The organism is Pseudomonas sp. Wu6 (genome assembly GCF_019891515.1).
GTDB classification, from domain to species: Bacteria; Pseudomonadota; Gammaproteobacteria; order Pseudomonadales; family Pseudomonadaceae; genus Aquipseudomonas; species Aquipseudomonas orientalis_A.
In genome coordinates, this window is the sequence record NZ_JAFLXH010000009.1 from 1 (window position 1) to 12,680 (window position 12,680).

The 12,680-nt window shown below is 62.1% G+C and carries 10 protein-coding genes; 6 read left to right on the forward strand and 4 right to left on the reverse strand.

Annotation, left to right across the window (positions count from 1 at the left end):
- Nucleotides 1–275 precede the first annotated feature (275 nt).
- The 5 genes from J1G34_RS08255 to yccS all read left to right on the forward strand — a co-directional run bounded on the left by J1G34_RS08255 (nt 276) and on the right by yccS (nt 7,855).
- On the forward strand, nt 276–1,166 hold the full coding sequence (locus J1G34_RS08255) for an alpha/beta fold hydrolase (protein ID WP_122464258.1): 891 nt from the start codon (nt 276–278) through the stop codon (nt 1,164–1,166).
- A gap of 35 nt (nt 1,167–1,201) precedes the next feature.
- A complete protein-coding gene (gene mdtD, locus J1G34_RS08260; RefSeq protein ID WP_065885417.1) occupies nt 1,202–2,629 on the forward strand; it encodes a multidrug transporter subunit MdtD in 1,428 nt (475 codons plus the stop codon).
- Nucleotides 2,630–2,759: 130 nt separating this feature from the next.
- On the forward strand, nt 2,760–4,097 hold the full coding sequence (gene dbpA / locus J1G34_RS08265) for an ATP-dependent RNA helicase DbpA (protein WP_240995367.1): 1,338 nt from the start codon (nt 2,760–2,762) through the stop codon (nt 4,095–4,097).
- A gap of 161 nt (nt 4,098–4,258) precedes the next feature.
- Nucleotides 4,259–5,437 carry a BaiN/RdsA family NAD(P)/FAD-dependent oxidoreductase gene (locus J1G34_RS08270; RefSeq protein ID WP_222993779.1) on the forward strand — a complete coding sequence of 393 codons (1,179 nt, stop codon included), beginning with the start codon at nt 4,259–4,261 and terminating at the stop codon, nt 5,435–5,437.
- A 234-nt stretch (nt 5,438–5,671) separates the two neighbouring features.
- Nucleotides 5,672–7,855, forward strand: a complete 2,184-nt coding sequence (gene yccS / locus J1G34_RS08275) for a YccS family putative transporter (protein WP_065896301.1) — start codon at nt 5,672–5,674, stop codon at nt 7,853–7,855.
- Nucleotides 7,856–7,950: 95 nt separating this feature from the next.
- Here the strand turns inward: yccS and J1G34_RS08280 are convergent, their stop codons facing one another.
- Complete coding sequence (locus J1G34_RS08280; RefSeq protein ID WP_065937087.1) at nt 7,951–8,688, reverse strand: substrate-binding periplasmic protein; 738 nt, start codon at nt 8,686–8,688, stop codon at nt 7,951–7,953.
- Between the two features lie 200 nt (nt 8,689–8,888).
- Between J1G34_RS08280 and J1G34_RS08285 the strand changes: the two genes are divergently transcribed.
- On the forward strand, nt 8,889–9,341 hold the full coding sequence (locus tag J1G34_RS08285) for a GNAT family N-acetyltransferase (protein ID WP_065896302.1): 453 nt from the start codon (nt 8,889–8,891) through the stop codon (nt 9,339–9,341).
- A gap of 103 nt (nt 9,342–9,444) precedes the next feature.
- Here the strand turns inward: J1G34_RS08285 and J1G34_RS08290 are convergent, their stop codons facing one another.
- Genes J1G34_RS08290 through J1G34_RS08300 form a run of 3 tightly spaced genes read right to left on the reverse strand, consistent with a single transcriptional unit; the run spans nt 9,445 to nt 12,407 of the window.
- Nucleotides 9,445–9,741 (reverse strand): winged helix-turn-helix domain-containing protein, encoded by a 297-nt coding sequence (locus tag J1G34_RS08290; protein ID WP_065885411.1) that lies wholly within the window; start codon nt 9,739–9,741, stop codon nt 9,445–9,447.
- A 2-nt stretch (nt 9,742–9,743) separates the two neighbouring features.
- Nucleotides 9,744–10,259: a M48 metallopeptidase family protein gene (locus tag J1G34_RS08295; protein WP_065885410.1), complete on the reverse strand. Its 516-nt coding sequence runs from the start codon at nt 10,257–10,259 to the stop codon at nt 9,744–9,746.
- A 42-nt stretch (nt 10,260–10,301) separates the two neighbouring features.
- On the reverse strand, nt 10,302–12,407 hold the full coding sequence (locus J1G34_RS08300; RefSeq protein ID WP_065896303.1) for a putative bifunctional diguanylate cyclase/phosphodiesterase: 2,106 nt from the start codon (nt 12,405–12,407) through the stop codon (nt 10,302–10,304).
- Nucleotides 12,408–12,680 lie beyond the last annotated feature (273 nt).

The following is a 12,680-nucleotide window of genomic DNA, read 5'->3' on the forward strand; positions in this document are numbered from 1 at the left end:
ATACAACCGAATCAGGCTCCACAGCTACAACAACTACCTGTCGCCAATAGCCATGGAGCAAAAAGCGGCATAAACACCGTAATCGGTGTCCGGGATTACTTGACCAGTTCAGCCCCCTCCCACATTGTCCTGAGTTGATTTCAGACAGCTCGGTTTCAACCCTTCCTACCGCCAATTCCCTTCTTCGTGCTCTTCGCGGGCAGGCCTGTTGTCGCCTGCAAAAAACCTCGTTATAAGAGCTAGTGGCATACCGCCACACAACAGGGAGTGTTGCGATGACCCAGGGAAGTTTTGTCATAGAGAAGCTGTACAAGCACTACAACGTCCATGTAGAGCAACTGGGCAACGACCCGCGCAGAAAAACCGTGTTGCTGGTCAACGGTGCACTGTCCACCACGCGTGCCTTTGCGCGCACCAGCAGGTGCCTGGCCGGGCATTTCAATGTGGTGCTGTTCGACCTGCCTTTCTCCGGCTACTCGCGTGAATACAACACCGACCTGGACCTGGTGACCAAGGACGACGAAGTGCAGATGCTCCGCGCCCTGGTGGAGCGCTTCGAGGTCAACCACCTGGTATCGGCCTCCTGGGGCGGTATCTCCACGCTGCTGACCCTGGCGCACAACCCGCCGTCCATCGAAAGCTCGGTGGTGATGGCCCTCGCCCCCAACCTCAACCCGGCCATGCTTGCGTACGTGGAGCGCGTGCGTGTGCTGATCGAGGCCGATGACAAATCCGCCGTGGGCCACCTGCTCAACGAGACAGTCGGCAAATACCTGTCGCCGCGCCTCAAGCGCAACAACCACCGCCACCTGTCGAACATGGCCACCACCGAATATCGCCAGGCGCGTTTTCATATCCACCAGGTGTTGGCGCTGGGCGATGGCAACTACTTGCCGGCGCTGCGGCACATTGCAACACCGGTGCACTTCCTCAACGGTACGCTGGACGAATACACCCCTGCCGCCGAAGCCCGGTTGTTCGGCGATTACGTAGAGCGCAGCAGTTTCGCCGTGGCCGAACACACCGGCCATTTGCTCGACCTGGAATCACGCGAGGCGGCGCTGGCGGTGCATCGTGCCTTGCTGGATTTTCTGGTGGGCGAGCACGCCGCGTTGTCGGCTATAGACGAACCGCTAGTGGGAAAAACAGCGACGAATGGCGCATAATCGCCGACACATAGCCTGCTAACAAAAGGGTTCCCATGCCGAATCGTGCCCCTCTCGACGCCAAGACCGCCCGCTGGCTCCCCTGGGTGGTCGCGATTGCCTTCTTCATGCAGTCGCTGGACGGGACGATCCTCAACACGGCGCTGCCGGCCATGGCCCGGGACCTGGCGGAAAACCCGCTGCGCATGCAGGGCGTGGTCATTGCCTACATGCTCACCGTCGCCTTGCTGATCCCCGCGTCGGGCTGGATCGCCGACCGCTTCGGCACCAAGAAAATCTTCTTTGGCGCCATCCTGCTGTTCAGCATCGGATCATTGTTGTGCGCCTTGTCCAGCAGCTTGAGCATGCTGGTGGGTGCGCGGGTGATCCAGGGCCTGGGCGGCGCGCTGATGCTGCCGGTCGGGCGCCTGGTGGTCCTGCGCGCCTATCCCCGTTCCGAGCTGGTGCGGATCATGGGCTTCATTACCATCCCCGGCCTGCTCGGCCCATTGCTCGGCCCGACCCTGGGCGGCTGGATGGTGCAATACCTGACCTGGCACTGGATCTTCCTGATCAACTTGCCGGTGGGCATGATCGGCTGCTACGCGGTGTGGAAGTTCATCCCCGACCTGCGCGGCAGCGAGCGCACGCGTTTCGATAGCCTCGGCTTCCTGCTGTTCGGCGCGGCCATGGTGCTGATCACCATCGCCATGGAGGGCCTGGGCGAACTGCACCTGCCGCACCTGCGGGTGATGTTGCTGCTGTTCGGCGGGCTGGCGTGCCTGGCGGCGTATTGGCTGCGCGCCGGGCATATCGACAACGCCCTGTTCTCGCCGGTGCTGTTCAAGACCCGCACCTTTGCCGTGGGCATCCTCGGTAACCTGTTCGCGCGCCTGGGCAGCGGTGCGCTGCCGTTCCTGGTGCCGCTGCTGCTGCAGGTAGCGCTGGGTTATTCGCCGTCACAGGCGGGCATGAGCATGCTGCCGCTGGCGGCGGCGGCGATGTTCGCCAAGTCCATCGCCCGGCCGTTGATCGAGCGCCTGGGTTATCGCGTGGTGCTCACCGGCAACACCCTGGCCCTGGGCGCCATGCTCGCGAGCATGGGCCTGGTCAGCGAGCAAACCCCTTACCCGCTGCTGCTGGCGATGCTGGCGGTGCTCGGCGCCATCAACTCGCTGCAATTCACGGCGATGAACACCGTGACCCTGATCGACCTCGACGACGCCCAGGCCAGCAGCGGCAACAGTTTGCTCTCGGTGGTGGCGCAACTGTCCCTCAGCCTCGGCGTGGCCTGCGCCGGTGCCCTGCTCGGCGGGTTCACCCTGGAGACCGGCAATGATGGGGTGAACACGGTGCTCGGCGCGTTCCAGCTGACGTTCCTCACCGTGGGAATCATGGCCATGCTGGCGGCGGCGATCTTCCTGCAATTGTCGCCAAAAGACGGCAAACGCGTGGTCAGCCGCGAGCATGATATCGAGCACTGACCGGCGTCTCGTCTAGAACTTGCGGGGAAATTCCCACGAGACTGGTACACTGCGCGACATTTTGTTTTGCAGAGCCAGTCCCGTGACCACCATCGCCACCGCTTTTAATACTTTGCCCCTGTCCGCCGCCATGCTGGCTAACCTCGACTCGCTGGGTTATGTCGAGATGACGCAGATCCAGGCGCAGAGCTTGCCGGTGATCCTCAAGGGGCTGGACCTGATTGCCCAGGCCAAGACCGGCAGCGGCAAGACCGCCGCCTTCGGTATCGGCCTGCTGAACCCGATCAACCCGCGCTATTTCGGGTGCCAGGCCCTAGTGATGTGCCCGACCCGCGAGCTGGCCGACCAGGTGGCCAAGGAAATCCGTCGCCTGGCCCGCGCCGAAGACAACATCAAGGTGCTGACCCTGTGCGGCGGCGTGTCCCTCGGCCCGCAGATCGCCTCCCTTGAGCACGGCGCCCACGTGATCGTCGGCACCCCGGGCCGCATCCAGCAGCACCTGCGCAAAGGTTCGCTGGTACTGGACGGCTTGAACACGCTGATCCTCGACGAAGCCGACCGCATGCTCGACATGGGTTTCTACGACGCCATCGAAGACATCATCAGCAAGACCCCGGCACGCCGCCAGACCCTGCTGTTCTCGGCCACCTACCCGGTGAGCATCAAGCAACTGGCCTCCAAGTTCATGCGCGCGCCGCAGCAAGTGAAGGCCGAAGCGTTCCACTCCGACGATCAGATCGAACAGCGGTTCTACGAGATCTCGCCGGAAGAACGCATGGACGCCGTGACCAAGGTGCTGGCGCATTTCCGCCCGGCGTCGTGCGTGGCGTTCTGCTTTACCAAGCAGCAAGTGCAGGAAACCGTGGATCACCTGACGTCCAAGGGCATTTCCGCCGTCGGCCTGCACGGTGACCTGGAGCAACGCGACCGTGACCAGGTACTGGCCATGTTCGCCAACCGCAGCACCTCGGTGCTGGTGGCCACCGACGTCGCCGCCCGTGGCCTGGACATCGACTCGCTGGACATGGTGATCAACGTCGAACTGGCCCGCGACTCGGAAATCCACATTCACCGTGTTGGCCGTACCGGTCGCGCGGGAGAGACCGGCCTCGCCATCAGCCTGGTGGCGCCGTCCGAAGCGCACCGCGCCCAGGCCATCGAGCAACTGCAGAAGTCGCCGCTGAACTGGGATCAACTGGACAACCTCAAGCCGCAGAGCGGTGGCCCGCTGCTGCCGGTGATGAGCACGCTGTGCATCGCCGCCGGCCGCAAGGACAAGGTTCGCCCAGGCGACATCCTCGGCGCCCTGACGGGTGACGCCGGCATCCCCGGTGCCCAGGTCGGCAAAATTGCGATCTTTGACTTCCAGGCCTTCGTGGCCGTGGAACGCGGCATCGCCAAGCAGGCGCTGCAGCGCTTGAACGACGGCAAGATCAAAGGCCGTTCGTTGCGCGTGCGGATCCTGTAACACGACCGTTGATCCAATGAAGATCCAATGTGGGAGGGGGCTTGCCCCCGATGGCGGTGTGTCAGTCAGTCCATCTGTTACTGATACACCGCTATCGGGGGCAAGCCCCCTCCCACAGTTTTGATTACATTTCAGATGAATATTTGTATGAGGACATGGCTGTGCGCTCGACCGAAGTTGTGATCATTGGCGCCGGCGCCGCTGGCTTGATGTGCGCACTGACCGCCGCCGGGCGCGGGCGCAAGGTGATGCTGATCGACCATGCGAACAAGGCCGGCAAAAAGATCCTGATGTCCGGTGGTGGCCGCTGCAACTTCACTAATCTGTACACCGAGCCGGCCAACTTCCTCTCGCACAACGCGCACTTCTGCAAGTCGGCGCTGGCGCGCTACACCCAGTGGGATTTCATCGGCTTGGTGGCCAAGCACGGCGTGCCGTACCACGAAAAGAAACTCGGCCAGCTGTTCTGCGACAACAAGTCCAGCGATATCCTCGGCATGCTGCTCGATGAATGCATCCAGACCGGCGTGAGCCTGCACCTGGACACCTCCGTCCAGCAAATCGCCAGGCTCGACAGCGGCTATCAGTTGCACACCACCTTGGGCGAGCTGCACTGCGAGTCCCTGGTGATTGCCACCGGCGGCTTGTCGATACCGACCCTGGGCGCCACCGGTTTCGGCTATCAAGTGGCCAGACAGTTCGGCCATGAACTGCTGCCGACCCGCGCGGGATTGGTGCCGTTCACCATCACCGACCAGCTCAAGGACCTGTGCGGCGAGCTGTCCGGCACCTCGGTGGATTGCCTGGTCAGTTGCAACGGCCAGAGCTTTCGCGAGAACCTGCTGTTTACCCATCGCGGCCTGAGCGGGCCGGCGATTTTGCAGATTTCCTCCTACTGGGAGCCGGGTGACACCGTGGAGATCAATCTGCTGCCCGACCACGACGCCCACGCGTGGCTGCAACAGCAACAGGCCGAGCGTCCCAACAGCGAGTTGAAGACACTGCTGGGCGAGATTTTCACCAAGAAGATGGCCAACCTGCTGGCGGACACCTGGTTCGCGTCCAAGCCGATGAAGCAGTACACCCATGCCGAAATCGCCGAGATCGCCGAGAAGCTCGGCAACTGGCAACTGGTACCGGCGGGCACCGAGGGCTATCGCACGGCCGAGGTGACGCTGGGCGGGGTGGATACGCGGGAAGTGTCGTCCAAGACCATGGAATCCCTGAAAAGCCCCGGGCTGTACTTCATCGGTGAAGTGCTGGATGTGACCGGTCACCTGGGCGGGTTCAATTTCCAGTGGGCCTGGGCTTCGGGCTACGCAGCCGCGCAATATGCCTGAAGGGTGTACTCGGTCAAATGTGGGAGGGGGCTTGCCCCCGATGGCGGTGTATCAGTCACCTGATGAGCTGGCTGACACACTGCTATCGGGGGCAAGCCCCCTCCCACATTGACTGCATTCCACATTGAGAATGGGTGTGCGGGAATAATTTTCTGTTGGATGTGATCACCACCCTTGCCGTGGCGTCCTTGATAGCTCAATTTAGCGACAACGTCCCGGAAGACTCCAGACTTCATGTCATCGACCTCGTTCAAGCAGTCCCTGCGACGCCTGTGGGCACTGGATAAATTCAGCTACAGCATTCGGGTATTCATCGCCCTGACCGGCAGCATGGCGCTGTGCTGGTATCAGGATGAAATGACGCTGCTGATCCCGCTGTTCCTGGGGATTATCGCCAGCGCCCTGGCCGAGACCGATGACAGTTGGCAAGGCCGTCTCAACGCCCTGGCGGTGACGCTGGTGTGTTTCAGCATCGCCGCGCTGTCGGTGGAGCTGCTGTTTCCCTACCCCTGGATTTTCGCGGCCTCCCTGGCCCTGGCCACGTTCGGCCTGACCATGCTCGGCGCGCTCGGCGAACGCTATGGCGCGATTGCCTCGGCCACGTTGATCCTGTCGGTCTACACCATGATCGGCGTGGACCAGCGCGGCGGTGCCGTCAGTGATTTCTGGCACGAGCCGCTGCTGCTGGTGGCGGGCGCGGCCTGGTACGGCGTGCTGTCGGTGCTGTGGCAGGCGCTGTTTTCCAACCAGCCGGTGCAGCAGAGCCTGGCGCGGTTGTTCCGCGAGCTGGGACGTTACCTGAAGCTCAAATCTGCGTTGTTCGAGCCGATCCGCCAACTGGATGTGGAAGCACGCCGCCTGGAACTGGCCCAGCAGAATGGCCGCGTGGTCGCGGCGTTGAATGCGGCCAAGGAAATCATCCTGCACCGCGTCGGCAATGGCCGGCCCGGCTCGAAGGTCAGCCGCTACCTGAAGCTGTACTTTCTGGCCCAGGACATCCACGAGCGTGCCAGTTCGTCCCACTACCCGTATAACGCACTGGCCGACGCGTTCTTCCACAGCGACGTGCTGTTCCGCTGCCAACGCCTGCTGCGCCAGCAGGGCAAGGCCTGCCAGGCCCTGGCCGAGTCGATCCAACTGCGCCAGCCGTTCATTTATGACGACAGCTTTGCCGAAGCCCTGGGCGATTTGAATGCCTCCCTGGAACACCTGCGCATCCAGAGCAACCCGGCCTGGCGCGGTTTGCTGCGCTCGTTGCGCGCCCTGGCCGCCAACCTGTCGACCCTCGACCGCCTGCTCGGCGACGCAAGCAACCCCGACGCCCTGGCCGACGCCACCGACAGCAACCTGCTGGACCGTGCCCCACGCAACCTCAAGGAAATGTGGACGCGCCTGCGCACCCAGCTCACGCCCACCTCGCTGCTGTTTCGCCACGCCTTGCGCCTGTCCCTGGCATTGACCGTCGGCTACGCCACCCTGCATGCCATCCATGCCTCCCAGGGTTACTGGATCATCCTCACCACGCTGTTTGTTTGCCAACCGAACTACGGGGCGACGCGCCGCAAGCTCGGCCAGCGGATCATCGGCACCGCCATCGGCCTGACCGTGGCCTGGGCGCTGTTCGACCTGTTCCCAAACCCGGTGGTGCAGTCGATGTTCGCCATCGCCGCCGGCCTGGTGTTCTTTATCAACCGCACCACGCGCTACACCCTGGCCACGGCGGCGATCACCCTGATGGTGCTGTTCTGTTTCAACCAGGTGGGCGATGGCTACGGACTGTTCCTGCCACGCCTGTTCGATACCTTGCTCGGCAGCCTGATCGCGGGCCTGGCGGTGTTCCTGTTCCTGCCGGACTGGCAAGGCCGGCGCCTGAACAAAGTGCTGGCCAACACCCTGACCTGCAACAGCATTTACCTGCGCCAGATCATGCAGCAGTACGCCGCCGGCAAGAGCGACGACCTGGCTTACCGCCTGGCCCGTCGCAACGCGCACAACGCCGATGCGGCGCTGTCCACCACCCTGGCGAATATGCTGATGGAGCCTGGGCACTTTCGTAAGGAGGCCGACGTCGGCTTCCGCTTCCTGGTGCTCTCGCACACGCTGCTCAGCTATTTGTCGGGCCTTGGCGCGCACCGCGATACCCAACTGCCGGCCGACGTGCGCGAACAGTTGATCGCAGGCGCGGGCAACAGCCTGGCAGCGAGCATCGATGAGATCGCCACGGGGCTGGCGAACAAACAGCCGATTGCGATCCAGAGCGATGATGAGGAAGCACTGGCCGCGCAGCTTGAGCAGATGCCGGATGAGATCGATGAGGGCCAGCGGCTGGTGCAGACGCAGTTGGCGTTGATTTGTCGGCAGTTGGGGCCGTTGCGTACGTTGGCGGCGCACTTGATCAAGGATACCAGCGCGGCTTAGGCCGCTATCGGGGGCAAGCCCCCTCCCACATTTGACGGTGTTCACAAATCAAAAGTGTGGGAGGGGGCTTGCCCCCGGTGAGGCCTGCACAGACGCTACATCCCATGGGCCTTCATCAACTTCGCATAACTGCCATCCGCCTTCATCCTGGCGATCTCCCGATCAAAGCCGGCAACGATCTGCGCATGCTCGGGGTTCTTCAGGCTGACCAGGATATGCAGGCTGTTCTCGCTCAGCGGCTCGCCCACGAACTCCACGGCGCTGCGCACCCTGGGCGACTCGCGCGCCAGGTAGTAACGCGCCACGAACTCATCCTCCAGGGTCAGGCGCACACGTTTTGCCGCCAGCATCCGCACGGCCATGGCAAAGTTATGCACCGGCACTTTCTGTAGCAGCGCATCCTGGTCGAACGCCGCCGAATAGGCATAACCACGCACCACGGCGATGCTTTCGCCGTGCAACTGTTGCAGGTCCTGATAATCGACAGGGTCGTCGCGGCGCTTGATAAAGCGCACGCGGTTGACCAGATATTGCGCGGAAAACTCACCCAACTGCGTGCGCTCATCGTTGTACCAGGCGTTGATCAGCACATCGTAGCGCCCATCGCCTATGCCCTTGAGCGCGCGCGCCCAAGGCACCTGCTCAAAATCACTCGCGTACCCGGCCCGAGCCAGCGCGGTGCTGACAATATCCGTAGCCAGCCCGCCGTTGATCAGCGTGACATCGGTAAACGGCGGCCAACCGTCCGCCACCAGGCGCAAACGCTGCGCCAATACCGGTTGAGCCAGCAACAACACTGCAATCAAAGCAACGGCACGAGACAATCGCGGCATGCTTAAAATCCTTGGCGGGCAGGCGATGGCCTGATAACAGTAGCTCATCAATGAGCCGGCATTGGTTATTGCACAAAGAAGTCAGGCACGCATGCACTGAATGATGGCAAATTGACGCCATTCACAAAAATGACCGGCTTTGGACAGCAGCGCCGGTCGCACTTACTATCCCTGCCAAGCCTTTGACAAGAGCGCACCTCATGACGGTCGATTGGATCTGCAGACATCACGACGATCTGGGCAAGGAACAGCTGTACGCCATCCTGCGCCTGCGCGGCGAAGTGTTCGTGGTTGAGCAACAGTGTGTTTACCAGGACATCGACGGGCAGGACCTGTCCGGCGATACCCACCACCTGATGGCCTGGAAAGCGGATGAGCTGGTGGCCTACCTGCGGCTGCTCGACCCGGAGTCACAGGGCGGCGATGTGGTGATTGGCCGGGTGATCGTTGCGCCGTCGGCGCGGGGCACCGGGCTGGGGCATTTGATGATGGAAGAGACCCTCAAGCAGATCGAGGAGATCTGGCCCGAGACACCGATCTTCCTGTCGGCCCAGGCGCATTTGCAGGGGTATTACGGGCGGTATGGGTTTGTGGTGGAGGGTGAGGAATATCTGGAGGACGATATTCCACATATTGGTATGCGGCGGGCTTGAGGGCCTCATCGGGGGCAAGCCCCCTCCCACACTTGATGTGTGAATACATTCAAATGTGGGAGGGGGCTTGCCCCCGATAGCGCCAGCCCAGACACCGCATCACTCAGGGATAACCCAACACCCGCTTGACCGCCGCAAGATTGGCCTCGATCCACCCCCGATCAATCGCCCCCCACTCACGAATCCGATAACCCCCGGCGTGATTGCGCGCCCCCTCTTCCTGCTCGAACTCACACACGATATCCAGGTCAGCCAACGCCGCAATCGTGTCCTGCGCCGTGCGCCGCGGCATACCGGTCACTTCAGTCAGCGCCGGGACGCTGCTGGCCAGCCCGCTGTCGATCAGGTACGCCACATACAAGCGACGGTAAAAGCTGCTCTTGGTCTTGCTCACATCCATGGTCAATCGCCTTGTAATTGGGGCTTGCCCTGCAAATCGCGCCAGGTCAGGTACACCCGCAGGTCGAATTCCACTTGGTGGTAGCCCGGCATCATGTGTTCACAGAGTTTATAGAACGCCTTGTTGTGGTCCGACTCCTTGAAGTGAGCCAGTTCGTGCACCACGATCATGCGCAGAAATTCGGGGGCCGCCTCCTTGAACAGCGAGGCGATGCGGATCTCTTTCTTGGACTTGAGATTGCCGCCCTGCACCCGGGAAATCGTGGTGTGCAAACCCAGGGCGCGGTGGGTCAGGTCCAGGCGGTTATCGAACAGCACCTTGTCGATCGACGGTGCATTGCGCAGGTGTTCCTGCTTCAAGGCCAGGGCGTAGCTGTACAGGGCCTTGTCGCTCTGCACGGCGTGGCGCTCGGGGTAACGCTGCTCCAGGTAGGCGCCCAACTGGTCCTTGGCGATCAATTGGCGCACTTGTTCCTGAAGGGCGGCGGGATAGGCCTGAAGGTATTTCAACGCGGTCATGGGGGCTGCAATGTGATTCGGACGGCCGCCAGTGTAGCGAATTCACAGCGCGTGAGGGTGCGACCAACCGACGACGTCCTCGGCCATCAGCGGTGCCGCCGCCCAGGTGCCCTGGATCAATGAACACCCGTTGGCCTTGAGCCACTGCGCCTGTTCGAGGGTCTGCACGCCTTCGGCGATCACCAGCACCTCAAAATGCCCGCACAGCTCGATGATGCTGCGCGCCATTGCGGCATCCCGCGCGGAGCCTGGCAATCGGGCCACCAATTGCGGGTCAAGCTTGAGGGTGTCGAACGCCAGGTCGCGCAGGTGGGCCAGGGAACAGCGACCCGCGCCAAAGTCATCCAGGGCGATACGCACCCCCAGCTCACGCAACAATGTGAGTTGCTTGGTCGATTCCTCAAGGTTGCTCATCAGGCAGTCTTCACTGATTTCCACCTCCAGTTGCCGCCCCTGCAAACCGTGCCGTTCGAGGACCTGCCGCAGTTGGCCGACCAGGTTGGGCGTATTGAACTGGCTGCTGCTCAGGCTCACGCTCAACACCAGCTCATCATCGAAAGACGCTTGCCAGACCTGGCGCTGGGCAGCGACCTGCTGGTAAATCCAACTGCTCAACTGGCTGATCAGCCGCGCCTCTTCCAGCAGCGGCAGGAACAATCCCGGCGGCACGTCACCGACACTCGGGTGCTGCCAGCGCAGCAACGCCTCGACACCCCGCAAGCGCCCGTCCACCAGCGACACTTGGGGCTGGTACACCAGGACGAAATCCTTGTTTTGAATCGCGGTGCGCACACTGTCTTCAAGCATCAGGCGCGAGCGGGCTCGACCGTTCATTTCATGGTCGTAATAGCGATATTGCTGACGGCCGGCGCGCTTGGCTTCGTACATGGCGATGTCCGCCGCGCGCAGCAGGCCGCTCAGGTCCGAGCCGCAGTCCGGGAAGGTCGCGATACCGATGCTGACGCCGAGCATCACCTCCAAACCGTCGACCTGCTGGCACACCGACACCCGCTCGATCAGTTTTTCCGCAATCTTCGCCGCCTGCTCCGGGAATTCCAGCTCCAGCAATGCCGTGAACTCATCCCCGCCCATGCGCCCAAGAATGTCGTAGGAGCGCAGGCACGCCTGCATCTGCTCGGACACCCAGCGCAGCACGCGATCGCCGGCGTCGTGGCCCAGGGTGTCGTTGACGCGCTTGAAGCCATCCAGGTCCAGGTACAGCAGCACCAGCGACTGCTCATTGCGCTCGCTGCGCGACAACATGCTCTCCACCGTCTGGTGGAAGCCCCGACGATTGAGCAGCCCGGTCAACGGGTCGGTCACCGCCTGGAACTCCAACTGCTGGTGCAGGTGGCGCACCTCGGACATGTCCAGCACCGTCACCACCATTGCCTTCTGCTCTGCGGGCAAGGGTGCGCAGGACAACGCCACCGGCACCTGTTGACCGCGACTGGTGCGCAAAATAGCGTCGTGCAAGCGCCACGTTTCGCCTTTGCAATACGCCTCGTACATCGGGAACCCCAGCCAGGCCGGCACATGGGGCTTTTGCAGGAAACTCAGGAAACTCTCGCCCTGCAACTCGGCCATGGTGGCATTGAGCAACCTTGAGATAGCCGGGTTGGCGTACTGGATCACGCTGCCCTCGCCCACCACCAGAATCCCTTCGGCGGCGTTGTCCAATACCGAGGCATTGAAGGCGCGGGCGGCCTCCAGGTCATGGCTCAACCGCTGCAGCTCACGGCGATTACGCTGATGTTCCAGCAGTGCCTGTACCTTGGGCTTGAGAATATGCGGGTCGAAGGGTTTGAACAGGTAGTCGATCGCACCGCTGGCGTAGCCCTGGAGCACCGCGTCGGGGGACTGGGCATTGGCCGAGAGAAAGATGATCGGCGTCATGCTCGTGCGCTGGCTGCCGCGCATCAGACGGGCCACCTCGAAGCCATCCATACCGGGCATCCGCACGTCCAGCAACACCAGGTCGACGTCATGCTCCAGCAGCAACTCCAGGGCCTGCAAACCGGAAGTCGCGGTAATCACTCGCCAGTCTTCACGCTGTAACACGGCACGCATGCTGACGAGATTTTCCGGGTAGTCATCGACCACCAGGAGAACTGAACTACCGTCGCCGAGGTTTGAAGCGCAATCCATGCTACGTCTCTTCCTTAAGGAACTGCACCGGTCACTTCGGGTACTCAAAACCGGACAAATAATGAGGCCTCACTCTAGCCCCGGGAATATAAAAGCAGAAGTAACGTCGGTGCCATCATCGCGCCAAACCCCGGGAAGCCGACTAACGGTAAGGCGCTACAGCCCGCGTACCATGGGCAACATGGCTTTTTGGCATTCCTCTGACGCCAATAAATCGCCAGCCAGCGTTTAACAAGTGGGTTAACACCACCTATAAAGAACCTGTGCAGCCCT